Genomic DNA, 22,323 nt, shown 5'->3' with positions numbered 1-22,323 from the left:
CATGAGAAAACCCCAATCAGACATTCCGGCCGCGCCCGTCATCCAGGTGATCGAGCGCATGTTCTCGCTGATCGACGTGCTCGCCTCCCGTGAGGAGGCCATTTCGCTGAAGGAGATCAGCGAGAAGACGGGCCTGCATCCGTCGACCGCCCACCGCATCCTGAACGACCTGGCCGTGGGCCGTTTCGTCGACCGGCCGGAAGCCGGCAGCTACCGGCTGGGCATGCGCCTGCTGGAGCTCGGCAATCTGGTGAAGGGACGGCTGAACGTGCGCGACGCCGCAATGGTGCCGATGCGTGAACTGCACAAGCTGACGCAGCAGCCGGTCAACCTCAGCATGCGGCAGGGGGATGAGATCGTCTACATCGAACGCGCCTACAGCGAGCGCTCCGGCATGCAGGTGGTCCGGGCGATCGGCGGGCGGGCACCGCTGCACCTGACCTCCACCGGCAAACTCTTCCTCGCCGTGGACGAGCCGCAGCGCGTGCGCAGCTACGCCACGCGCACGGGCCTTGCAGGCCATACGCGCAACAGCATCACCCAGCTGCCTGCCCTGGAACGGGAGCTTTCCAAGGCGCGCCAGTACGGCATCGCCCGGGACAACGAAGAGCTGGAGCTCGGCGTGCGCTGCATGGCTGCCGGCATCTACGACGATCAGGGAAAACTGGTGGCGGGTTTGTCGATCTCGGCCCCCGCCGACCGGCTCGATGACGGTTGGCTGCCCAAGCTGCAGGCGACCGCCAACGAGATCTCCAACGCGCTGGGCTACAACGCCGCTACGCCGCCGGCCGGCTGAGACGGCGGCGGGCCGGCGCTCCGGCCTGCCGTGGACAAAAGGGGATCAGCCCGCGACGTGGGCAGTGAGGGAGGGCTGCGGCGTGGAAGCCGCTGGGCTGATCAGGTGGTGATTGGCTTCGACCCAACGGCGCACGCGCTCGGCATCGCCGATGCGACCGAGCTTGCCGGCGGAATCGAGAAACACCATGATCAGCTTGCGGCCGGCGATCCGCGCCTGCATCACCAGGCACTGGCCGGCCTCGGAGATGTAGCCGGTTTTCTGGAGGCCGATGTCCCAGTCGGGGCTCTTGACCAGGCGGTTGGTGGTGTTGTACTGGAGCACGCGGTTGCCGACCTCGACCTGGTACTCGGGGGAGGTCGAGAGCTGGCGCACCGTGGCGTCGGCGTAGGCGGCATTGACGAGCAGCGCCAGGTCCTGCGCGCTCGACTGGTTGCGGCTCGAGAGACCGGTGGGTTCGACGTAGCGAGTGTCCTTCATGCCGAGCATCTTGGCCTTGGCGTTCATCACGCTGACGAAGGTCGCGAGCCCGCCCGGATAGGTGCGGCCGAGGGCGTGCGCCGCACGGTTCTCGCTGGACATCAGGGCCAGGTGAAGTAGCTCGCCGCGCGGCAGCGTGGTGCCGACGGTCAGCCTGGAGCGGCTCCCCTTCTCGGTGTCGACGTCGTCCTGGGTAATGGTGATGAGCTCGTCGGAAGGCAGATGGGCTTCGCTGATGAGCAGCCCGGTCATGAGCTTGGTGAGCGATGCGATCGGCAGCACGACGTTGTCGTTCTTGCTGAAGAGCACCTCGCGTGTGTCCTGGTCGATCACCAGCGCCACGCTGGACTTCAGGTCCAACGCATCCTCGGTGCTGTGCAGTCCGGCAAGCTGGCCGAAGGACTGCCGCGCCGCGACCTCGGGCACACGCACGAGCGAGCGCCGCTGAACCGCGACCACCGTCTTGCCGCCGCGCTTGCGAATCGAAGCCACCACGTTGCGCCCGCCGCTCACCACCCGGTCCGCCTGCTCGCTCTTGCCGCTGCGCTTGTTGGATGCCACCTTGCGCTTGGAGGCCGCGCTACGCCCGCCCTCGTCGGCGACCTGCGCCTTCTTGCTCGCGGGTGCCTTCTTGGCGGCTTCGGCCGTAGGCAACAAAAACGCCGTGGCGCAGAGCACGACGGCGATGAGGCGAAGAGCGGGAAGAAGCCGCTGGCTGGAAACTCGGTAGGAACGGGCTTCGGGCATCAAAAAACTCCAGCGGCGATTAACAGGTATCGCAGTGTATCGAAATCAAAAAAGACACGCAATATCAGTTACTTGCATTCCTTTCTTCATTCGGAACAAAGGATTCCCCAAACAACTAACCTTGTGCGGCCACTCTCTCAGCTTGGCTCTGCAACTTGTTGAGAGCACTCAAATAAGCCTTGGCTGAAGCCACAACGATGTCCGGATCGGCACCGACACCATTGACGACTCGGCCCGCGTTCTGCAGACGGACCGTAACCTCGCCCTGGCTCTCGGTCGACCCGCTGATGGCATTCACCGAATAGAGCACCATCTCCGCCCCGCTCTTCACGTGGGCCTCGATGGCTTTCAGTGACGCATCGACAGGACCATTGCCATCCGATTCGCTCGTGACTTCCTTGCCAAGCACCGTGAACACGATGCGCGCCTGGGGGCGCTCGCCGGTTTCGCTGTGCTGCGACAAGGATACAAAACCAAACTGCTCCGCAACGTGTGAATGCTCCTCATCGCTTACAAGTGCGAGGATGTCTTCGTCAAATATTTCGCTTTTTCTGTCAGCGAGTTCCTTGAAGCGGGCGAAGGCAGCATTGATGTCGACCTCGCTCTCCATCACGACGCCCAGTTCCTGCAGGCGCTGCTTGAAGGCATTGCGGCCGCTGAGTTTGCCCAGCACGATCTTGTTGGCGGTCCAGCCCACGTCTTCCGCGCGCATGATCTCGTAGGTATCGCGCGCCTTGAGCACGCCGTCCTGGTGGATGCCCGACGCATGAGCGAAGGCATTGGCGCCCACCACAGCCTTGTTGGGTTGCACGACGAAGCCCGTGGTCTGGCTGACCATGCGGCTCGCCGCCACGATGTGCCGGGTGTCGATGCCGAGCTCCAACCCGAAGTAGTCCTTTCGTGTCTTCACCGCCATGACGATTTCCTCGAGCGAGCAGTTGCCGGCGCGCTCGCCCAGGCCGTTGATGGTGCATTCCACCTGCCGCGCGCCGCCGATCTTCACGCCGGCCAGCGAGTTGGCCACGGCCATCCCCAGGTCGTTGTGGCAATGCACGGACCAGACGGCCTTGTCGCTGTTCGGGATGCGCTCGCGCAGCGTCCTGATGAAGTTGCCGTAGAGCTCGGGGATGGCGTAGCCGACGGTGTCGGGCACGTTGATGGTGGTCGCGCCCTCCTTGATCACCGCTTCGAGCACCCGGCACAGGAAGTCGACGTCGCTGCGGTAGCCGTCCTCCGGGCTGAACTCGACATCGCCGACCAGGTTGCGGGCAAAGCGGACTGAAAGCCTGGCCTGCTCGAACACCTCGTCGGGCGTCATGCGCAACTTCTTTTCCATGTGCAGCGGCGACGTCGCGATGAAGGTGTGGATGCGGCCGCTGGCCGCTCCCTTCAAGGCCTCGGCGGCGCGGGAGATGTCGCGGTCGTTGGCCCGTGAGAGGCCGCAGACGGTCGATTCCTTGATCGCACCGGCGATCGCCGCGACGGCTTCGAAATCACCGTTCGAGCTCGCCGGAAAGCCCGCCTCGATGACGTCCACCCGCAGGCGCTCGAGCTGGCGCGCGATGCGCAGCTTCTCGTCCTTGGTCATCGAGGCACCCGGCGACTGCTCGCCATCGCGCAGGGTGGTGTCGAAAATGATGAGTTTGTCGGCCATCGCGGATCTCCTTGGTTTTCAGGCGGCTTCAACCGCCGATTGTGCGCTGCGGGCGCCCTGCGCCCGCGCCCGCTCGAGGCCCGAAACGATGGCCTTGAGCGAGGCGGAGACGATGTCTGCGTCCTTGCCGACACCGAACAGCGTGCGGGTCTCGTCGACGCGAAGTTCGAGATAGGCGACGGCTTGCGCATCGGCGCCGGCGCCGATCGCATGCTGGTGGTAGTCGATCACCCGGATCGAATGCCCGGTGGCCTCGGCCAGCGCGTGGATGAAGGCGTCGATCGGCCCGTTGCCCTGGCCTTCGATGCGGCGAATCTCGCCGGCCCACGGCAGGTCGGCGCGCAGCACCACCGACGCTTCGGCGCCCTCGCCGCGCTCCTCGAGCACGCGATGCTGCGGTCCCGCCCCCTCGACGATGCGGTACTCGCGCTCGAACAGCTGCCAGAGGTCCGCCGCCGTGAGCTCCTTGCCGGCGACATCCATCACGCGCTGAACCACCTGGCTGAACTCCATCTGCAGGCGTCGCGGCAGCTCGAGGCCGTACTCGCTTTCGAGCAGATACGCGATCCCGCCCTTGCCCGACTGGCTGTTGACGCGGATCACCGCCTCATAGCTGCGGCCCACATCTTTGGGATCGATCGGGAGGTACGGCATCTCCCAAATATCGCCGTCCTTGCGGGCCGCGAAGGCCTTCTTGATCGCATCCTGGTGCGAGCCGGAGAAAGAGGTGTAGACCAGGTCACCCGCATAGGGGTGCCGTGGATGCACCGGCAACTGGTTGCAATGCTCCACGGTTGCACGGATCTCGTCGATGTTCGAGAAGTCCAGCCCGGGCGAAACTCCCTGCGTGTACAGATTGAGCGCGACGTTCACCAGGTCGAGGTTGCCGGTGCGCTCGCCATTGCCGAACAGGCATCCCTCGATGCGCTCGGCACCCGCCATCAAGGCGAACTCGCCGGCTGCGGTGCCCGTGCCGCGGTCGTTGTGCGGATGCACGCACAACACGATCGAATCGCGCCGCGCCAGGTTGCGGTGCATCCACTCGATCATGTCGGCAAAGATGTTGGGCGTGGAGTGCTCGACAGTGGATGGCAGGTTGACGATGCACTTGCGCCGGGGCGTCGGCGCCCACACCTCGGTCACCGCATCCACGACGCGCTTGGAAAAGGCCAGGTCAGTGCCGGAGAACATCTCGGGCGAGTACTGGAAGGTCCACTGCGTGGCCGGCTGCTTCGCCGCCAACTCGTTGAACATGCGCGCGTGGGAGGTGGCGAGCTCGACGATCTGGTCCTCGTCCATGCCGAGCACCACCCGGCGCATCACGGGCGCCACCGCGTTGTACAGATGCACGATCGCGCGCGGCGCGCCCTGGAGCGACTCGAAGGTGCGCTCGATCAGGTGATCGCGCGCCTGCGTCAATACCTGGATCGTCACGTCGTCGGGGATGCGGTCTTCCTCGATCAGCTTGCGGACGAAGTCGAACTCGATCTGAGAGGCCGAGGGAAAGCCGACCTCGATCTCCTTGAAGCCGATGGCCACCAGCGTCTCGAACATGCGCATCTTGCGGGCGATGTCCATCGGCTCCACCAGCGCCTGGTTGCCGTCGCGCAGGTCGGTCGACAGCCAGACCGGGGCCTGGGTCAGCACGGCATCGGGCCAGGTGCGGTCCTTGAGGCCGATGGGTGCGAAGGCGCGGTACTTGCGGTCGGGTTGCTTCAACATCTGGTATTTCTCGCTGTGGTTGGATGGACAACCAGCAACCCCAAAACAAACGGCCCGTTGCTGGTGCGAACGGGCCGTGTGATGGATTCGCTTGCGCGCTCTACCGTCTCCGCCCGTGGGGGATCAGTAGTAGGGCCAGCGAAATCTTGTTCATGAGAGTGGCGAATGTAGCACAGGCCAATTCACTTGTGCAGCCCGCGCTCGTCGGGCTCCTCCGTCGAGGTGCTGATCACGCTCGCGGGCTGCCCCTTGGCCTTGCGCCAGCCGTAGACCACGTAGCCGCTCAACCCGTAGGCCACGAACAAGCCGAACAGCACCGTCGGCGGATGGATGTTGATCACCGCGATGGCGAGCGCGATCAGCACGATCACGGCGAAGGGCACGCTCTTCTTCACCTGGATGTCCTTGAAGCTGTAGAAGGGTGCGTTGGTCACCATCGTGAGGCCCGCATAGAGCGTGAAGCCGAAGGTGATCCAGGTGATCTGCTGCCAGGACAGATACAGCACCTCGCCGCCGCGCTTGCCCCATTCGGTCATCAGCCAGATGAAGCCCGCCACCAGCGCCGCGGCCGCCGGGGAAGGCAGGCCCTGGAACCAGCGCTTGTCGACCACGCCCGTGTTGACGTTGAAGCGCGCCAACCGCAGCGCGGCGCAGGCGCAATAGACGAAGGCCGCAATCCAGCCCCAGCGCCCCAGGCCCTTGAGCGACCATTCATAGGCGATCAATGCCGGCGCGGCGCCGAAGGACACCATGTCCGACAGCGAGTCCATCTGTTCCCCGAACGCGCTCTGCGTATTGGTCATGCGCGCCACGCGGCCGTCCAGGCTGTCGAGGATCATGGCCGCGAACACGCCGAGTGCCGCAAGGTCGAAGCGCCCATTCATCGCCATCACGACCGAGTAGAAGCCACCGAACAGCGCGGCCAGCGTGAACAGGTTCGGCAGGATATAGATGCCCTTGCGGCGCTTGCGCGGCGCTAGATCTTCGGGGAGCGTGTCGTCATGCATGGATCGGCGCAGTGTAGTTCAGCTGTTCTGGCTGCATCAAAGAAAAGGGCCACCTCGCGGGTGGCCCTTGTCGAGTCGGAGGAACCGATCAGTTGCGGGTCTGGTCGACCAGCTTGTTCTTCTTGATCCAGGGCATCATGGCGCGCAGCTTCTCGCCGACCACTTCGATCTGGTGCTCGGCGTTCAGGCGGCGGCGGCTCATCAGCGTGGGGGCGCCGCCTGCGTTCTCGAGCACGAAGCTCTTGGCGTACTCGCCGGTCTGGATGTCCTTCAGGACCTGCTTCATCACCTTCTTGGTTTCCTCGGTCACGATGCGCGGACCCGTCACGTACTCGCCGTATTCGGCGTTGTTCGAGATCGAGTAGTTCATGTTGGCGATGCCGCCTTCATAGATCAGATCGACGATCAGCTTGAGCTCGTGCAGGCACTCGAAGTAGGCCATCTCGGGCGCGTAGCCGGCTTCCACCAGCGTCTCGAAGCCGGCCTTGATCAGCTCCACGGTGCCGCCGCACAGCACGGCCTGCTCGCCGAAGAGGTCCGTCTCGGTCTCTTCGCGGAAGTTGGTCTCGATGATGCCGGCCTTGCCGCCGCCATTGGCGGTCGCATAGGACAGGGCCAGGTCGCGTGCCTTGCCGCTCTTGTCGGCGTGCACCGCGATCAGGTGCGGCACGCCGCCGCCCTGGGTGTACGTGCTGCGCACGGTGTGGCCGGGGGCCTTGGGCGCCACCATCCACACGTCGAGATCGGCGCGCGGCTGCACGAAGCCGTAGTGCACGTTGAATCCGTGCGCGAACACCAGCGATGCGCCTTCCTTGATGTTGGGGGCGACATCGTTCTTGTAGACATTGGCGATCTGCTCGTCGGGCAGCAGGATCATCACCACGTCGGCCGACTTGACGGCATCCGCCACTTCGGCGACCTTGAGGCCCGCCTTCTCGACCTTGGGCCAGGAAGCGCCTCCCTTGCGCAGGCCGACGACGACCTTCACGCCGCTGTCGTTGAGGTTCTGCGCGTGCGCATGGCCCTGGCTGCCGTAGCCGATGATCGCCACGGTCTTGCCCTTGATCAGGCTCAAATCGGCGTCCTTGTCGTAATAGACCTTCATGGTGCTTGCTCCTTCGTAAATTCGGTAAATGTGTGAGTGGGGGCTTCTCAAACGCGCAGGATGCGCTCGCCGCGGCCGATGCCGCTGGCGCCGGTGCGGACGGTCTCGAGGATGGCGCCGCCGTCGATGGCCTCGAGGAAGGCGTCGTTCTTGCCGTGGTCGCCGGTCAGCTCGATGGTGTAGCTCTTGTCGGTCACGTCGATGATGCGGCCGCGGAAGATCTCCGCCATGCGCATCATCTCCTCGCGCTCCTTGCCGACCGCACGCACCTTCACCATCATGAGCTCGCGCTCGGTGTAGGCGCCCTCGGTCAGGTCGACGACCTTGACGACCTCGATCAGGCGATTGAGATGCTTGGTGATCTGCTCGATCACGTCGTCCGACCCGGCCGTCACGATGGTCATGCGTGACAGGCTGGCGTCCTCGGTGGGGGCGACGGTGAGCGATTCGATGTTGTAGCCGCGGGCGGAAAAGAGGCCCACGACGCGGGAGAGTGCACCGGGCTCGTTCTCGAGCAGCACGGCAATGATGTGTTTCATGTCAAGAAGGGATTCCTCTTTTCGCCGCCCTCCCCCGTGCACGGTAATGCGCGGGCTCGACGGACAATAGATTCATCCGCAGTAAAGTTAAAAAAGGAGCCGACCCGCTCGCGGACAGGCTTGTCGTCCGTTACAGATCCTCGGAGCCCAACAGCATCTCGGTGATGCCCATGCCCGCCTTGACCATCGGGAACACGTTCTCGGTAGGATCGGTGCGGAAATCCATGAACACGGTCCGATCCTTCAGCTTGCGGGCCTCGCGCAGTGCGGGCTCCACGTCCTGAGGCCGTTCGATGAGCATGCCCACATGGCCGTACGCCTCGGCCAGTTTCACGAAGTTGGGCAGCGCATCCATGTAGCTGTGGCTGTAACGGCCGGAGTATTCGATCTCCTGCCACTGGCGCACCATGCCCAGGTAGCGGTTGTTCAGGGACACGATCTTGATCGGCGTGTTGTACTGCAGGCAGGTCGACAGCTCCTGGATGCACATCTGCACCGAGCCCTCGCCCGTGACGCAGAACACCTCCGCCTCCGGCTTCGCCAGCTTGATGCCCATGGCGTAGGGAATGCCCACGCCCATGGTGCCCAGCCCGCCGGAGTTGATCCAGCGGCGCGGCTCGTCGAAGCGGTAGTACTGCGCCGCCCACATCTGGTGCTGGCCGACGTCCGAGGTGATGTAGGTATCGGTGCCCTTGGTCATGTTCCAGAGGGTCTCGATCACGTGCTGCGGCTTGATCACATCCTTGTTGCCGCGGTCGTACTTGAGGCAGTCCTTGCCACGCCAGCCCTCGATGGTGTCCCACCAGCCGGCCAGTGCGGTCGCATCGGGCCTGGTGCTGCTTTCCTTGATCATCGAGATCAGCTCGGTCAGCACTTCCTTCACGTCGCCGACGATCGGGATGTCGACCTTCACCCGCTTCGAAATGCTCGAGGGGTCGATGTCGACGTGGATGATCTTGCGCTCGTTCTGCGCGAAGTGCTTCGGGTTGCCGATCACGCGGTCGTCGAAGCGCGCGCCGACGGCCAGCAGCACATCGCAGTTCTGCATCGCGTTGTTGGCCTCGATGGTGCCGTGCATGCCCAGCATGCCGAGGAACTTGCGGTCGGACGCCGGGTATGCGCCCAGGCCCATCAGCGTGTTCGTAACCGGGTAGCCCAGCATGTCGACCAACGCGCGCAACTCGTTGGTCGCGTTGCCGAGCAGCACTCCGCCCCCGGTATAGATATAGGGACGCTTGGCCGAGAGCAGCAGCTGCAGCGCCTTGCGGATCTGGCCGCCATGGCCCTTGCGCACCGGGTTGTACGAGCGCATCTCGACCTTGTCGGGATAGCCGGTGTAGGTCACCTTCTTGAAGGACACGTCCTTCGGGACGTCCACGACCACCGGGCCTGGCCGCCCGCTGCGAGCGATGTGGAAGGCCTTCTTCATCGTCATCGCCAGATCCCTGGGATCCTTGACGAGGAAGTTGTGCTTGACGATCGGGCGCGTGATGCCGACCGTGTCGCATTCCTGGAACGCATCCAGGCCGATGGCTGCCGTCGGGACCTGGCCCGAGATGATCACCATCGGGATGCTGTCCATGTAAGCAGTCGCAATACCAGTGACTGCATTGGTCAGGCCCGGCCCCGAGGTCACCAGTGCCACGCCGACCTCGCCGGTGGCGCGCGCATAGCCGTCCGCCGCGTGCACCGCCGCCTGCTCGTGGCGCACCAGCACGTGCTGGATGGTGTCCTGCTTGTAGAACGCGTCGTAGATGTAGAGAACCGCGCCGCCGGGATAGCCCCAGACATACTGGACGCCTTCTGCCTGGAGTGCCTTGACCAGCACTTCGGCGCCCATGAGTTCTTGCGTTTGACTGCCGGTAACGGCTGCCGCGGAAGCGAGTTCCGCCTTTGACATTTCCATGATCAACCTTTGCGTTTTTTCGGGAACGAAAAACCTTGGGTGCTCCTTCGCAAGCTCTTGTGAAGCCGCGTCGAAACTTGAGGCCAAAGCCATGAGCGGACTTGTCGTACCGCCGGACCGTGACCCGTTTGCCTTTTGACTTGCAGCGCGGATTATGACACCGGAAAACTGCCGGAAGCCGCACGCACGGCTGTAACAGGCGCGCAGGCATAATCCGCGGCGTCAAAAACGCCCTGTCCCCGAGACACCTCCCCCATACGGCGCGCACTGTGCCGGACTCGCTTGGCCACTGAACAAGAACTCTCCGATTTCCTGAAAGGCGTCGAACGGCGCGCTTTCAAGCGCACGGTCTACCACGTGCGCGACGAGGAAGCCGCCCTCGACATCGTGCAGGACAGCATGATGAAGCTGGCCGAGCACTACGGGGACAAGCCGCCCAACGAAATCCCCCTGCTGTTCCAGCGCATCCTCTCGAACTGCACGCTGGATTGGTTCCGGCGCCAGAAGACCCGGCGGGCCCTGTTCTCGAACATGAGCGACTTCGAGACCATCGCGGAGGACGGCGAATTCGACCTGCTCGAGCATTTCACGGTCAACTCGGACACCCGGGAAAGCGAGAGTGCCGAGGACACCACCCGCCGCGCTCAGATTTTTCACCAGATCGAGGAACAAATCGCCGCTTTGCCGGGTCGTCAACGCGAGGCCTTTTTGATGCGTTACTGGGAAGAGCTGGACGTCGCCGAGACGGCCGCTGCAATGGGCTGCTCCGAAGGCAGCGTCAAGACCCATTGCTCGCGCGCCGTCCACGCCCTGAGCAAGGCACTCAAGGCCAAGGGAATTTCGCTATGAATACAACGCTTTCGACCTCTGCCGCGACCGAAGAGCAGTTCGGCCGCCGAGTGGCCGAGCGGCTTTCGGCCGGCGCCGAGGATCTGCCGCACGAGATCATCGAGCGCCTGCGCGCCGCGCGCACGCAGGCCGTGGCGCGCCGCAAGGTGGTGCGCGTGCTGCAAGCGGCCCCGGCCATGTTGCCGAACGGCAGCACCGCGGCGCTCGGCGGTGGCTGGTGGACGCGGATCGGCGCCATCATCCCGCTGATCGCGCTCGTGGCGGGCCTCGTCGTCATCACCTCCCTGCAGGAGGACAGCCGGACCAACGAGCTCGCCGAAGTCGATGCCGCCCTGCTGACCGACGACTTGCCGCCTGCGGCCTATACCGACCCTGGTTTCGCCCAGTTCCTGAAGTCTGAGGGCGCCGCCGCCCAGCGCTGAGTCTTCCGTCCCTTCACATGCCGCAACGCCCTCGCTCCCTCGCGCCCATCCCGTTGCGCCGGCTCCTGCCGGGCGCGGTCGGAGGAGCGTGCGTGCTGCTGGTGTTCGCGCTCGCAGGCACGGCGGTGGAGCCCGCCGGCGCCCAGGTCCCGACCCAGGGCACAGGCGCGACGACCTCGTCCGCCGCGCCGAAGCCCGCAACCCCATCCAAGCCGTTGTGGCGCGACCTGAGCGCCCGTCAGCAGCGCGCCCTGGAGCCGCTCGCGCTGCAGTGGGACAGCCTGACCGAACCTCACAAGCGCAAATGGCTGGCCCTTTCGCGCAACTACGCCAGGCTGTCGCCGGCCGAGCAGGAAATCCTCCACAGCCGGATGACCGAGTGGGCCACCCTGAGCAACCAGCAACGCTCTCAGGCTCGCTTCAACTTCGCCGAGGTGAAGCAGGTTCCGGTCGACGAACGCAAGGCCAAGTGGGAGGCCTACCAGGCGCTCAGCGAGGAAGAAAAGCGCGAGCTGGCCGCGCGGGCCAAGCCCCGCCCGGGAGCCGCAGTGTCGATCCGGCCGGTGCCGGCCCAGAAGCTGGTCCAGTTGCCCGCTGCGGCCCCCGACGCGCAACACACCCCGCGTATTCAGCTGGCGCCGCCGACGTCCATGTCGCAGCCGTTCCCCGCACGCCTGCCTCCCGCGGCTGCGGCGGTGACCCGTTCGCCGGTCCCGACAGCCGGCCCGCCGATCACCGCAGAGGCGCAGGTGCCAGCACCCTCCCCGCCGGCCGCCCCGGCGGATGCCTCGGCCTCGGCCACCTCTCCGGTACGCACCACCGATCAGCCCCCTGCCGCGCCGTGATACAAGCTGCCGATGGCTTCCAGTTCCTCCGACAGCGCCGGTGCCCGCGGCACGGCCTCTCCTGATCCCTCCGCTCCCCCGATTCCCCCCGAACTGAGCGCACCAGGCCTGTGGCGGCGCATGGCTTGCTGGCTGTACGAGGGCATGCTGCTGTTCGCCGTGGTGTTCGTCGCAGGCTGGCTGTTCAGCACGCTGGGCCAGATGCGCGACGCCATGGATTCGCGCCGGCACCTGCTGCAGGCGTTCCTGTTCGTCGTGTTCGGCGTCTACTTCGTCTGGTTCTGGTCCAAGGGGCAGACCCTGGCCATGAAGACCTGGGGCATCCGCGTGGTCGACCGGCTCGGCCGCCCGGTCACGCAAGGGCGCGCGTTGCTGCGTTATCTGCTCTCCTGGGTCTGGTTCCTGCCGCCGCTGGCCGCCATAGCGCCTTTCCGGCTGGGCGGTGGCGAATCCGCTGTACTGATTTTCGGCTGGGTGATCGTCTGGGCGCTACTCTCGCGCTTTCATCCAGAACGCCAGTTCTGGCACGACGCCTGGGCCGGCACCCGCCTGATCCCCTCCAAACCGCTGAGCCGTAGATGAGCACCGTCGACAACCCCGTCAATCCACAGAAGTCGCGACGCGGCCTGGACCGCATCTGGCACGCAACCCTCATTTCGCTCGACGGCTTCCGAGCCGGCTGGGGCGAGGCCGCCTTCCGCCAGGAAGTGCTGTGCGCCATTGTCATGGTGCCGGCCGCCTTCTGGGTCGGCCGGACCTGGGTCGAAACCGCGCTGCTCGCGGCGGTGGTGATCCTGGTGATGGTCGTCGAGCTGCTCAACACCGGCATAGAGGCGGCCATCGACCGCGTGGGCCCGGAATGGCACTCCTTCTCCAAGAACGCCAAGGACGTGGGCAGCGCCGCGGTGCTGCTGTCCATCCTCCTGTGTTGCAGCGTCTGGCTCGCCGCGTTGTGGCACCGCTTTTCGGGCTAGCGCGAGCAGCCTCCGATGCAAGCCGAGCGTCATTCGATGGCGGCATGATCGGGGGATGACCCCTTCTTTTTCGATTTGCGTGTATTGCGGTTCGCGCCCCGGCGAGCGGCAGGAATTCCCGGCGGCGGCCCAGACGGTCGGCCGCTGGATCGGCGAACGCGGCGGCCAGCTCGTCTACGGCGGCGGCCGCACCGGCCTGATGGGCCTGGTGGCGGAGGCGACGCGCACCAGCGGCGGACGCGTGGTCGGCATCATCCCGAAGGCGCTGGTCGACAAGGAACTCGCCAACCCCCTGTGCGACGAGTTGCACGTGGTCGACACCATGCACGAGCGCAAGGCCATGATGGGAGAGCGTGCCGATGCCTTCATCGCCCTGCCGGGCGGCATCGGGACCTTCGAGGAACTGTTCGAGATCTGGACCTGGCGTCAGCTCGGCTACCACGACAAGCCGGTCGGCATCCTCGATGTGGCGGGCTACTACGGAGGCCTGCTCGACTTCCTGTCCCACAGCGTTCGCGAGGGCTTCATGGGCGAATGGCAGATGGGCTTGATTCGTTCGGGCAACGACGCCGCCGCCCTGCTCGACGCGCTGGTTGTGGAGGCAGGCCGCCACCCGCGCGGCGACAAGCTCGCCGAAGTGCTCTGAGCGCCGCATACACGGCGGCTTCGGCTCCGAGCGCCGCCTAGACGGCGGCTTCGTCTTCCTCGCCGGTGCGGATGCGCACCACCCGTTCGACGTTGGTCACGAAGATCTTGCCGTCGCCGATCTTGCCGGTGCGCGCGGCGGCGACGATGGCATCGACACAGCGGTCCAGGTCGGCTTCGTTGACGACCACCTCGACCTTCATCTTCGGCAGGAAGTCGACCACATATTCGGCACCGCGGTAGAGCTCGGTGTGCCCCTTTTGTCGGCCGAAGCCCTTGACCTCGGTGACAGTGAGCCCCGTGACCCCGACTTCCGCCAGCGCCTCGCGCACGTCGTCGAGCTTGAACGGTTTGACGATGGCAGTGATCTGCTTCATAGGGTCTCTTTCCTTCGGCGATTTCGTTGAACTTGCTTGCGATAGGGTAGCGCCAATCAGCGCCGAAGCGGCGACGGCGTACCCGATGCCCACGATGCCTTCGTCATCCTGCATGTAGCGTGCCAGGGGCGAGCGAGTCGAAAAGATTATGTCATTTGCCTTCCTGCGCCGAAGGCTTGGGAAGGGCGCCGCGCCAACGATCGCGGGGGCTGCTACGCTCGGCAGGCCATGCGCTCTGGTTCCTCCTCCACCGGCCTTTTCTCCTCGTTCTTCCCCTGGCTCTACAACCAAGCCTATGTGCTGCTGGTGTTCACGACGCTGATCTGGGGCGCCAATGCGGTCGCCGCCCGCCTGGCCGTGGGCGAGGTCTCGCCGATGATGCTGACCTTCTCGCGCTGGATCGTCTGCTGCATCGCGCTGGGCCTGTGCGCGCGCCGGCAGATCGCCCTGCACTGGCGCAGCCTGCTGCCCTCCTGGCGCTTCATCACGGTGATGGGCACCTTGGGTTTCACCGGCTTCAACGCCCTGTTCTACGCCGCGGCGCATCACACGACGGCCATCAACATCGCGATCATCCAGGGCACCATTCCAGTGCTGGTGCTGCTGGGCAGCCTGCTCTTCTTTCGCACCCGCGTCGGCGGGCTGCAGCTGGTGGGCGTGGCGTTGACGCTCGCGGGCATCGTCGTGGTGGCCTCGCGCGGTCACCCGGCGCTGCTGGCCGAGCTCGGCTTCAACATCGGCGACGTCTGGATGATCGTGGCCTGCATCCTCTACACCGCCTATGCGCTGGGCCTGCGCCGGCGGCCCGACGTGCCGGCCGTCGTCTTTTTCGCTGCGACCGCGGCGGTGGCCTGCCTGGTGTCGGTGCCGCTCCTCGTGGCAGAGGTCGCCATGGGCGATTTCTTCGTGCCCACGCCCACGGGCTGGGCGCTGGTGCTGTTCGTCGGGCTGCTGCCCTCTTTCGTCTCGCAGGTCACCTTCATCCACGCCGTCGGGCTGATCGGTCCGGCGCGGGCGGGTGTCTTCCTCAACCTGGTGCCGATCTTCGGGCCGCTGCTCGCGGTGCTCGTGCTCGGCGAGGCGCTGTCGCTCTACCATGCGGTAGCGCTGGCCCTGGTATTGGGCGGCATCTACATCGCCGAGACGACCGGTCCGCGCGGCCGCTGATGGGGAGCCCTTGACCGACTTCGTCGTCCGCATCCATGGCGCCGTCTCCGAGATCGACGCCGCCGCCTGGGACAGCTTGCTGGCCGCGCAGGCCGCGCCCTCCCCCTTCATGCGCCATGCCTACCTGGACGCCCTGGAGCAGAGCGACAGCGCCGCGCCCGAGAGCGGCTGGGCGCCGCGCTTCCTGACGGTGTGGCGCGGCCGCGAGCTGGCGGCAGCCTGTCCGATGTACCTCAAGGGCCACTCCTACGGCGAGTACGTGTTCGACTGGGCCTGGGCCAACGCCTACCAGCAGCATGGGCTCGCCTACTACCCGAAGGCCGTGGTGGCGGTACCCTTCACCCCGGTTCCGGGAACGCGCCTGCTGGCCCGCGACGCCGCCAGCCGCGCCTTGCTGGTGCAGGCGCTGCTCGCCTGGTGCAAGCAGGAAGAACTTTCCTCGGTGCACCTGCTCTTCGGTGCCGACGAGGACATCGAGGCCTGCGCCGATGCCGGATTGATGCTGCGACACACCGTTCAATTCCATTGGAAGAACGCCCATTGGAAGGACTTCGACGCCTTCCTCGCCAGCCTTTCCCACGACAAGCGCAAGAAGATCCGCCAGGAGCGCCGCAAGGTGCACGACGCCGGCGTGCGCTTCCGCTGGTCGCGCGGCGCCGACATCCGCGAGGCCGACTGGGACTTCTTCTATCGCTGCTATGCCCGCACTTACCGCGAGCACGGCAACCCGCCCTATTTGAAGCCCGAGTTCTTCGGCCGCATGGCTGAGCACATGCCTGAGGCCTGGCTGCTGTTCATCGCGGAGCGCGGCGGCAAGCCCATCGCCAGCAGCCTGATCGCCCTGTCTGCCGACACCTCGGTGGCCTACGGCCGCTACTGGGGCGCGCTCGAGCGCGTGGACTGCCTGCACTTCGAGGCCTGCTACTACCAGCCGCTCGCCTGGTGCATCGAGCACGGCGTTCAGCGCTTCGAGGGCGGCGCACAGGGCGAGCACAAGATGGCGCGCGCGCTGATGCCGGTGAAGACCACCAGCGCCCACTGGCTGGCCCACCCCGCCTTCGCCGACGCGGTGGAGCGTTTCCTGCAACGCGAGGACGAGGGAATCGCGAACTACATCGACCACCTGGGAGAACGCAGCCCCTTCCGTCACGCCGAATAGGCCGCCGCCCGCGCACGCCCGAGCCGGCGCCGGCTGCCGCCGGCAATGGCAGCGGCGAGCTGCTGCACCAGTGCACGCGTCAGCGGCGCCAGCGTGCGCCCCTCGAGCGACAGCAGTTGCAGCCGCCGCTGCTGCATCTGCGCCTCCACGAAAGGCCGCGCGACCAGGGTGCCGTTCTCGATCAGGTGAACGGCCGTGAGGTGGCCAGACAGCACGATTTCCGGCGTGCGCACCAACGGCAGCAGAACCGATGAAAAGTTGCTGACGAAGGCTGGCTCGTAACTCAGGCCCTGCACGCTGCAGCTCAGGTCGAAAAGCTGACGCGCGGTGACGCCCCGGCTTCCCACGGCCAGCGGATAGCCCACCACCTCGGCCACGCTCACCGCCCGCCGCCGCGCCAGCGGGTGGTCCGGCGCCATCACCGCGAACACCGGTGCAGGTGCCGAGTGCTCGATGCGAAAGCCGCGCTCGGGCGCGACCGCGTACTTGAGCGCGAGGTCCACGTCGCCGCGGGCGAGCAGCTCGCTGACCTCGTCCGGCGCGCCGACGTGCACCTGCATCCGGCTCTGGGCATGCGCTGCGCGGAAACCGCGCATCACCTCCGGCATGAAGCCCACCGCAAAACCCTCGGTGCAGGCCACGCGCACGCGGCTGGCCTCCCGGCCGCCGATGCCGCGCACCTGCTCGATCACTTGCTCGGTGTCCGCCTGCGTCGTCCGCAGATGCGCGGCCAGCCGCTCGCCGGCCTGGGTGAGCGCCATGCCGCGCGCCTTGCGCTCGAACAGCGGCGTCTGCAGCGAGTCCTTCAGCTTGGCGATCTGTCGGCTCACCGCCGAGGACGCGACGTAGAGGTGGGCCGCCGCCTGGCTCACCGAGCCGCGAGTCGCCACCTCCATGAAGTAGCGCATGGGGATGCTGAGGATGGAAGTCGCCATGGGAAGCCCTTGCCAGCGTTGCCTTGAAGGCAATGGTAGCTTGCGAAATCAGTGGTTCCCGCAATGCCGATCAGGCCTTTTACTTGCGTCTGCGCCATCACCAGGAACACGAGACCCATGCAACGCCACGACTGCCTCTCCGCAGCCGCCGCCTATTTCGACGACGGCCGCTTCCTCGACGACCTGCGACGGCGCATCGCCTTTCGCACCGAGAGCGACACCGGTGTCGCGACGCCCGCGCTCGGCGCCTATCTGCGTGACGAGATCGGCCCGCCGCTGGCGCAGCTCGGCTTCGACTGCGAGCTGATCGACAACCCGGCGCCGGGCGGCGGCCCCTTCCTGATCGCGCGCCGCATCGAAGACCCCGGGCTTCCCACGGTGCTGAGCTATGGCCACGGCGATGTGGTGAGCGGCCAGGACGCGCAATGGCGCGAGGGTCTCGCCCCCTGGACGCTCACGGTCGAGGGCGAGCGCTGGTACGGCCGCGGGACCGCCGACAACAAGGGCCAGCACACCATCAACCTCGGCGCGCTGGCGGAAGCGATCCGCGCGCGCGGCGGCAGGCTCGGCTACAACGTGACGCTGCTGCTCGAGATGGGCGAGGAGGCGGCCTCGCCCGGCCTGCACGAAGTCTGCGCCCTGCATGCCGACAAGCTGCGCGCCGACCTCCTGATCGCCTGCGACGGCCCGCGTGTTAACGCGCGGCGGCCCACGCTCTTCCTCGGTTCGCGCGGCGCGGTCAACTTCAGCCTCAGGCTGCGTGCGCGGACGCGCGGCTATCACTCGGGAAACTGGGGCGGCGTGCTCGCGAACCCGGCCACGGTGCTGAGCCACGCCGTGGCGACGCTGGTGGATGCGAAGGGCCGTATCCAGGTCGACGCGCTGCGGCCGCGGGACATCCCTGCTTCGGTACGCCAGGCACTGGCGAGCATCGAGGTCGGCGGCGGCGCCGACGATCCTGCGCTCGACGCCGGCTGGGGCGAACCCGGGCTGAGCCCGGCGGAGCGCCTGATGGCCTGGAACACCATCGAGGTGCTCGCCCTCGGCGCGGGCTCGGCGCAGCGGCCGGTGAACGCGATTCCGGGCGAGGCGGTGGCGCACTGCCAGCTGCGCTTCGTGGCGGGCACGCCCTGGCAAGACCTCGCCTCGATCGTGCGCGCGCACCTCGATGCGCACGGATTCGACCAGGTCGAAGTGCAGGTCACGCTCGAAGGGGCGGCGACGCGCCTGGACCTCGACAACCCATGGGTCGGCTGGGCGCAGCGGTCGATCGAGGCGAGCACGGGCCTGCGGCCCGACACCCTGCCGAACCTCGCCGGCTCTCTGCCCAACGACGTCTTCGCGGATCTGCTGGGCCTGCCCACGCTCTGGGTGCCCCATTCCTATCCGGCCTGCGCGCAGCACGCGCCCAATGAACACCTGCTGGCACCGCTGGCCCGCGAAGGCCTGCAGATCATGGCCGGCCTGTACTGGGACCTCGGCGACGCGGCGGCGAGCACGCCCTGGCACGCCGCGTCTTCCATCACCACCAACTCCTCCTCGTCCCTGAAAGCCGAGTCCGCATGAAGCCCTTCGTCCATCTCCTCGCCGCCATCGCCCTTCTTGCCGCCAGCGGCCTTGCGCAGGCCAGCGACGCCTGGCCGGCGAAGCCGGTCAAGCTGGTCGTGCCCTTTCCGCCCGGCGGCGGAACCGACATCGTGGCGCGCAGTCTGGGCCAGAAGCTCGCGGAAAAACTGGGGCAGGTCGTGGTGATCGAGAACAAGCCCGGCGCCGACGCGGTCGCCAAGTCGCCGCCGGACGGCTACACGCTGCTGGTGTCGGGCTCCACCACCTACAGCGTGAACGCGGCGCTGCGAGCGCGCCTGCCGTACGACCCGATGAAGGACCTCGCGCCGGTGGCCATCATCGCCAAGGCCCCGCTGGTGCTGGTCGTGAACGCCGGCTCGCCGTGGCGCAGCGTGGCGGAGCTGGCCGAGGCCGCCAAGGCCAGGCCCCAGGGCATCCGCTATGCCACGTTCGGCAGCGGCTCCGGCCCACACCTCGCCGGCGAACTGTTCGCGATGGCAGTTGGCGTGAAGCTCCAGGACGTGCCCTACAGGGGCAGCAGCCAGAGCACCGTCGCGCTGATCGGCGGCGAGATCGAGATGGCCATCGACACCGTGGCCGCAGTCGCGCCGCACGTGCGCACCGGCAAGCTGCGCGCCCTGGCCGTCGTGGGCAAGACGCGCTCAAGCATGCTGCCGGAGGTGCCGACGATGACGGAGCTCAAGCTGCCCGACGCCACCTTCGACGCCTGGTACGGCTTGGCCGCGCCCGCCGGCACGCCGGCGCCGGTGCTGCAGAAGCTCGCGGCCGCAGTCGGTGCAGCAGTGGCAGACAAAGCACTGCAGGACCAGTTCCGCGCCCAAGGCATGGAGCCCGTGATGATCGGCGCGGCGCCCTTCCGCAGCACGATGGAGTCGGAGATCTCGCGCTATCGGGCGCTGGCGCACCGCGCGGGCATTGCCGCCGAGTGAGCAAGGGGGCTGCGGGCAGCAGCTCCAAGGCGATACTTCGATGCCCGGCCATGCCGCGCCCCAACCCTTGATGGAGACTGCGCCTTGAACCCTGTCCTCAAAAGCTTCGACCTCGGCGGACGCACCGCGCTCATCACCGGCTCCAGCGCCGGCATCGGTTACGCGCTGGCGCGCGGGCTCGCAGGCGCCGGCGCGCGCGTGGTCCTCAACGCGCGCAGCGCCGACAAGCTCGAGCAGGCCGCCGCACGGCTGCGGGAAGAAGGCGCCACCGTCTTCACCGCTGCCTTCGACGTGACCTCCGGCCAGGCGGTGAATGCGGCCATCGAGCGCATCGAGGCGGAGATCGGCCCCATCGATATCCTTGTCAACAACGCCGGCATGCAGCGCCGCGCGCCGCTGGACCAGTTCGAGGAAGCGCAGTGGCACGAGTTGATGAAGACCAACCTCGACAGCGTGTTCCTGGTCGGCAAGGCCGTGGCGCGCCAGATGATCCCGCGCGGGCGCGGCAAGATCGTCAACATCTGCTCCGTGCAGAGCGAGTTGGGCCGCCCCGGCATCGCGCCCTACACCGCGAGCAAGGGAGCGGTGAAGATGCTGACCAAGGGCATGGCCATCGACTGGGGCCCGCACGGCATCCAGGTCAACGGCCTGGGCCCCGGCTACTTCAAGACCGAGCTGACCGATGCGCTGGTCAAGAACCCCGAGTTCACCGCCTGGCTGGTGGGGCGCACGCCTTCGCGCCGCTGGGGCGATGTGGAAGACCTGGTGGGCGCGGCGGTGTTCCTTTCCAGCGATGCCTCCAACTTCGTCAACGGGCATGTCCTCTATGTGGACGGCGGCGTGACCGCCACCCTCTGAGCCCCGCCCCAAGGAAGCACACATCATGGAAGCACTCGTCATCCACGCCCCCGGCGACCTGCGGGTCGAGAACGTCCCCACGCCCGAGCTCGGGCCCGGGCAGCTGCGCGTGCGCGTGCGCTGCGGGGGCATCTGCGGCTCGGACCTGCATTACTACCAGCACGGTGGCTTCGGCACAGTGCGCATCAAGGAGCCCATGGTGCTCGGCCACGAGGTGGCCGGCGTGATCGAGGCCGTGGCTGCCGGCGCGGGCGGCTTCGCGCCCGGCGAGCGCGTCGCCATCAGCCCGAGCCGCCCCTGCGGGCTGTGCCGCTATTGCCAGCAAGGCCTGCAGAACCACTGCCTCGACATGCGCTACTACGGCAGCGCAATGCGCACGCCCCATGTGCAGGGCGCCTTCCGCCAGCAGATCGTGGTGGAGCACTGGCAGGCGCACCGACTGGCCGACAGCGTGAGCGATGGCGAGGGCTCGATGGCCGAGCCGCTCTCGGTAGCGTTGCATGCGGTGCGCCGCGCGGGCCCGCTCTTGGGCAAGCGCGTGCTGGTCACCGGCTGCGGGCCGATCGGTGCCCTGGCCATCATCGCGGCGCGGCGCGCGGGCGCCACGCACATCGTGGCCACCGATGTCGGCTCGCACACGCTGGGCAAGGCGCTGAAGGTCGGGGCCGACGAGGTCGTGAACGTGGCCGAGGAGCCTGATGGGCTCGTGCGCTTCACTGCGGACAAGGGCAGCTTCGACGTGCTGTTCGAAGCCAGCGGCAACCAGCGCGCGCTGGTCGGCGCCTTCGATGCGCTGCGCCCGCGCGGCATCATCGTGCAGCTCGGGCTCGGCGGCGAGATGACGCTGCCCATCAACACCATCGTGGCCAAGGAGTTCGAGCTGCGCGGCGCCTTCCGTTTCCACGAGGAGTTCGCCGTGGCGGTGGAGCTGCTCAACAAGGGGCTGGTGGACGTGAAGCCGCTGATCTCGGCCACGCTGTCCTACCGCGATTCGGCGCGCGCCTTCGCGCTGGCCGCCGATCGTTCGCAGGCCATGAAGGTCCTGCTCAACTTCGATTGAGGTCGAAGGGGGCGCGTCAGCCCTTCTTGTAGTTCGCGATGCCGTCCATGATTTCCTTCTTGGCAGCATCGATGCCTTCCCAGCCCAGCACCTTGACCCACTTGCCCTGCTCCAGGTCCTTGTAGTGCTCGAAGAAGTGCGTGATGGCCTTCAGGCGCATCGGGTTCACGTCCTCGACCTTCTTCCAGTGGCTGTAGATGGGCAGCACCTTGTCGGTCGGCACGGCGAGCACCTTGCCGTCGACGCCAGCCTCGTCTTCCATCATCAGGATGCCGATCGGCCGGCAGGGCACGACCACGCCCGGCACCAGCGCCCAGGGGGTGATGACCAGCACGTCCACCGGATCGCCGTCGCCCGAAAGCGTCTGCGGCACGTAGCCGTAATTGGTCGGGTAGTGCATCGCCGTCGTCATGAAGCGATCGACGAAGATCGCGCCCGACTCCTTGTCGACCTCGTATTTGATCGGATCTGCATTCATCGGGATCTCGATGATGACGTTGAAGGCTTCGGGGGCGTCTTTGCCGGGAGAAACTAGGCCGAGGGACATAGAGCGGTCTTGT

23 protein-coding genes are annotated in these 22,323 nt (G+C 66.6%); 13 read left to right on the top strand and 10 right to left on the bottom strand.

Annotated features, from left to right (window positions below; translation table 11 throughout):
- Position 1 precedes the first annotated feature (1 nt).
- Positions 2–796: an IclR family transcriptional regulator gene (locus ACMGEZ_RS03440; RefSeq protein WP_436820860.1), complete on the top strand. Its 795-nt coding sequence runs from the start codon at positions 2–4 to the stop codon at positions 794–796.
- 45 nt (positions 797–841) lie between these two features.
- On the opposite strand, the gene ACMGEZ_RS03435 is transcribed toward ACMGEZ_RS03440, so the two are convergent.
- The 7 genes from ACMGEZ_RS03435 to ACMGEZ_RS03405 all read right to left on the bottom strand — a co-directional run bounded on the left by ACMGEZ_RS03435 (position 842) and on the right by ACMGEZ_RS03405 (position 9,956).
- On the bottom strand, positions 842–2,023 hold the full coding sequence (locus ACMGEZ_RS03435) for a serine hydrolase (RefSeq protein ID WP_436820859.1): 1,182 nt from the start codon (positions 2,021–2,023) through the stop codon (positions 842–844).
- 115 nt (positions 2,024–2,138) lie between these two features.
- On the bottom strand, positions 2,139–3,677 hold the full coding sequence (locus ACMGEZ_RS03430) for a 2-isopropylmalate synthase (protein WP_436820858.1): 1,539 nt from the start codon (positions 3,675–3,677) through the stop codon (positions 2,139–2,141).
- An 18-nt stretch (positions 3,678–3,695) separates the two neighbouring features.
- Positions 3,696–5,399: a 2-isopropylmalate synthase gene (gene leuA / locus ACMGEZ_RS03425; protein WP_436820857.1), complete on the bottom strand. Its 1,704-nt coding sequence runs from the start codon at positions 5,397–5,399 to the stop codon at positions 3,696–3,698.
- A gap of 182 nt (positions 5,400–5,581) precedes the next feature.
- Complete coding sequence (pssA, locus tag ACMGEZ_RS03420) at positions 5,582–6,406, bottom strand: CDP-diacylglycerol--serine O-phosphatidyltransferase (protein WP_436820856.1); 825 nt, start codon at positions 6,404–6,406, stop codon at positions 5,582–5,584.
- Positions 6,407–6,494: 88 nt separating this feature from the next.
- Positions 6,495–7,511, bottom strand: coding sequence for a ketol-acid reductoisomerase (ilvC, locus tag ACMGEZ_RS03415; RefSeq protein WP_162581199.1), 1,017 nt, complete (start codon positions 7,509–7,511; stop codon positions 6,495–6,497).
- A 47-nt stretch (positions 7,512–7,558) separates the two neighbouring features.
- A complete protein-coding gene (gene ilvN, locus ACMGEZ_RS03410) occupies positions 7,559–8,050 on the bottom strand; it encodes an acetolactate synthase small subunit (protein WP_436820855.1) in 492 nt (163 codons plus the stop codon).
- Between the two features lie 130 nt (positions 8,051–8,180).
- Positions 8,181–9,956, bottom strand: a complete 1,776-nt coding sequence (locus ACMGEZ_RS03405; RefSeq protein WP_436820854.1) for an acetolactate synthase 3 catalytic subunit — start codon at positions 9,954–9,956, stop codon at positions 8,181–8,183.
- A 282-nt stretch (positions 9,957–10,238) separates the two neighbouring features.
- On the opposite strand from ACMGEZ_RS03405, the gene ACMGEZ_RS03400 reads away from it, so the two are divergent.
- The 6 genes from ACMGEZ_RS03400 (at position 10,239) to ACMGEZ_RS03375 (ending at position 13,692) form a co-directional block, all read left to right on the top strand.
- On the top strand, positions 10,239–10,805 hold the full coding sequence (locus ACMGEZ_RS03400; protein ID WP_436820853.1) for an RNA polymerase sigma factor: 567 nt from the start codon (positions 10,239–10,241) through the stop codon (positions 10,803–10,805).
- On the top strand, positions 10,802–11,227 hold the full coding sequence (locus ACMGEZ_RS03395; RefSeq protein WP_436820852.1) for a DUF3619 family protein: 426 nt from the start codon (positions 10,802–10,804) through the stop codon (positions 11,225–11,227). Before ACMGEZ_RS03400 ends, ACMGEZ_RS03395 begins: the two co-directional genes overlap by 4 nt.
- A 92-nt stretch (positions 11,228–11,319) precedes the next feature.
- Complete coding sequence (locus tag ACMGEZ_RS03390) at positions 11,320–12,072, top strand: DUF3106 domain-containing protein (RefSeq protein ID WP_436820851.1); 753 nt, start codon at positions 11,320–11,322, stop codon at positions 12,070–12,072.
- A gap of 12 nt (positions 12,073–12,084) precedes the next feature.
- The gene (locus ACMGEZ_RS03385) at positions 12,085–12,654 is read left to right on the top strand and encodes an RDD family protein (protein WP_436820850.1); all 570 of its coding nucleotides are present in this window, start codon (positions 12,085–12,087) and stop codon (positions 12,652–12,654) included.
- Positions 12,651–13,046, top strand: a complete 396-nt coding sequence (locus ACMGEZ_RS03380) for a diacylglycerol kinase (RefSeq protein ID WP_436820849.1) — start codon at positions 12,651–12,653, stop codon at positions 13,044–13,046. Before ACMGEZ_RS03385 ends, ACMGEZ_RS03380 begins: the two co-directional genes overlap by 4 nt.
- Before the next feature lie 55 nt (positions 13,047–13,101).
- Positions 13,102–13,692 carry an LOG family protein gene (locus ACMGEZ_RS03375; protein ID WP_436820848.1) on the top strand — a complete coding sequence of 197 codons (591 nt, stop codon included), beginning with the start codon at positions 13,102–13,104 and terminating at the stop codon, positions 13,690–13,692.
- A gap of 37 nt (positions 13,693–13,729) precedes the next feature.
- Here ACMGEZ_RS03375 and ACMGEZ_RS03370 read toward each other — a convergent pair whose 3' ends face one another.
- Positions 13,730–14,068 carry a P-II family nitrogen regulator gene (locus ACMGEZ_RS03370; RefSeq protein WP_068683717.1) on the bottom strand — a complete coding sequence of 113 codons (339 nt, stop codon included), beginning with the start codon at positions 14,066–14,068 and terminating at the stop codon, positions 13,730–13,732.
- 228 nt (positions 14,069–14,296) lie between these two features.
- Between ACMGEZ_RS03370 and ACMGEZ_RS03365 the strand changes: the two genes are divergently transcribed.
- Positions 14,297–15,235, top strand: coding sequence for a DMT family transporter (locus tag ACMGEZ_RS03365; RefSeq protein WP_436820847.1), 939 nt, complete (start codon positions 14,297–14,299; stop codon positions 15,233–15,235).
- A gap of 10 nt (positions 15,236–15,245) precedes the next feature.
- Complete coding sequence (locus ACMGEZ_RS03360; RefSeq protein ID WP_436820846.1) at positions 15,246–16,394, top strand: GNAT family N-acetyltransferase; 1,149 nt, start codon at positions 15,246–15,248, stop codon at positions 16,392–16,394.
- On the opposite strand, the gene ACMGEZ_RS03355 is transcribed toward ACMGEZ_RS03360, so the two are convergent.
- On the bottom strand, positions 16,382–17,329 hold the full coding sequence (locus tag ACMGEZ_RS03355; RefSeq protein WP_436820845.1) for a LysR family transcriptional regulator: 948 nt from the start codon (positions 17,327–17,329) through the stop codon (positions 16,382–16,384). The two genes, ACMGEZ_RS03360 and ACMGEZ_RS03355, sit on opposite strands and share 13 nt — an antisense overlap.
- A 117-nt stretch (positions 17,330–17,446) precedes the next feature.
- On the opposite strand from ACMGEZ_RS03355, the gene ACMGEZ_RS03350 reads away from it, so the two are divergent.
- The 4 genes from ACMGEZ_RS03350 to ACMGEZ_RS03335 all read left to right on the top strand — a co-directional run bounded on the left by ACMGEZ_RS03350 (position 17,447) and on the right by ACMGEZ_RS03335 (position 21,763).
- Complete coding sequence (locus ACMGEZ_RS03350; protein ID WP_436820844.1) at positions 17,447–18,895, top strand: M20 family metallopeptidase; 1,449 nt, start codon at positions 17,447–17,449, stop codon at positions 18,893–18,895.
- Entirely contained in the window at positions 18,892–19,845 is a 954-nt protein-coding gene (locus tag ACMGEZ_RS03345; RefSeq protein WP_436820843.1) for a Bug family tripartite tricarboxylate transporter substrate binding protein, read from the top strand. The genes ACMGEZ_RS03350 and ACMGEZ_RS03345 overlap by 4 nt, the downstream gene beginning before the upstream one ends.
- A gap of 84 nt (positions 19,846–19,929) precedes the next feature.
- Positions 19,930–20,703, top strand: coding sequence for a glucose 1-dehydrogenase (locus ACMGEZ_RS03340; protein ID WP_436820842.1), 774 nt, complete (start codon positions 19,930–19,932; stop codon positions 20,701–20,703).
- 25 nt (positions 20,704–20,728) lie between these two features.
- Positions 20,729–21,763, top strand: coding sequence for an L-idonate 5-dehydrogenase (locus ACMGEZ_RS03335; RefSeq protein WP_436820841.1), 1,035 nt, complete (start codon positions 20,729–20,731; stop codon positions 21,761–21,763).
- A gap of 16 nt (positions 21,764–21,779) precedes the next feature.
- On the opposite strand, the gene ppa is transcribed toward ACMGEZ_RS03335, so the two are convergent.
- Positions 21,780–22,310 (bottom strand): inorganic diphosphatase, encoded by a 531-nt coding sequence (ppa, locus tag ACMGEZ_RS03330; RefSeq protein ID WP_436820840.1) that lies wholly within the window; start codon positions 22,308–22,310, stop codon positions 21,780–21,782.
- Positions 22,311–22,323 lie beyond the last annotated feature (13 nt).

Origin of the sequence: Variovorax stachyos (assembly GCF_051400855.1) — a bacterium.
Classification (GTDB): Bacteria; Pseudomonadota; Gammaproteobacteria; order Burkholderiales; family Burkholderiaceae_C; genus Variovorax.
The sequence above is the reverse complement of the archived record's forward strand: the minus strand, read 5'-3'. Positions and strand labels throughout refer to the sequence as shown.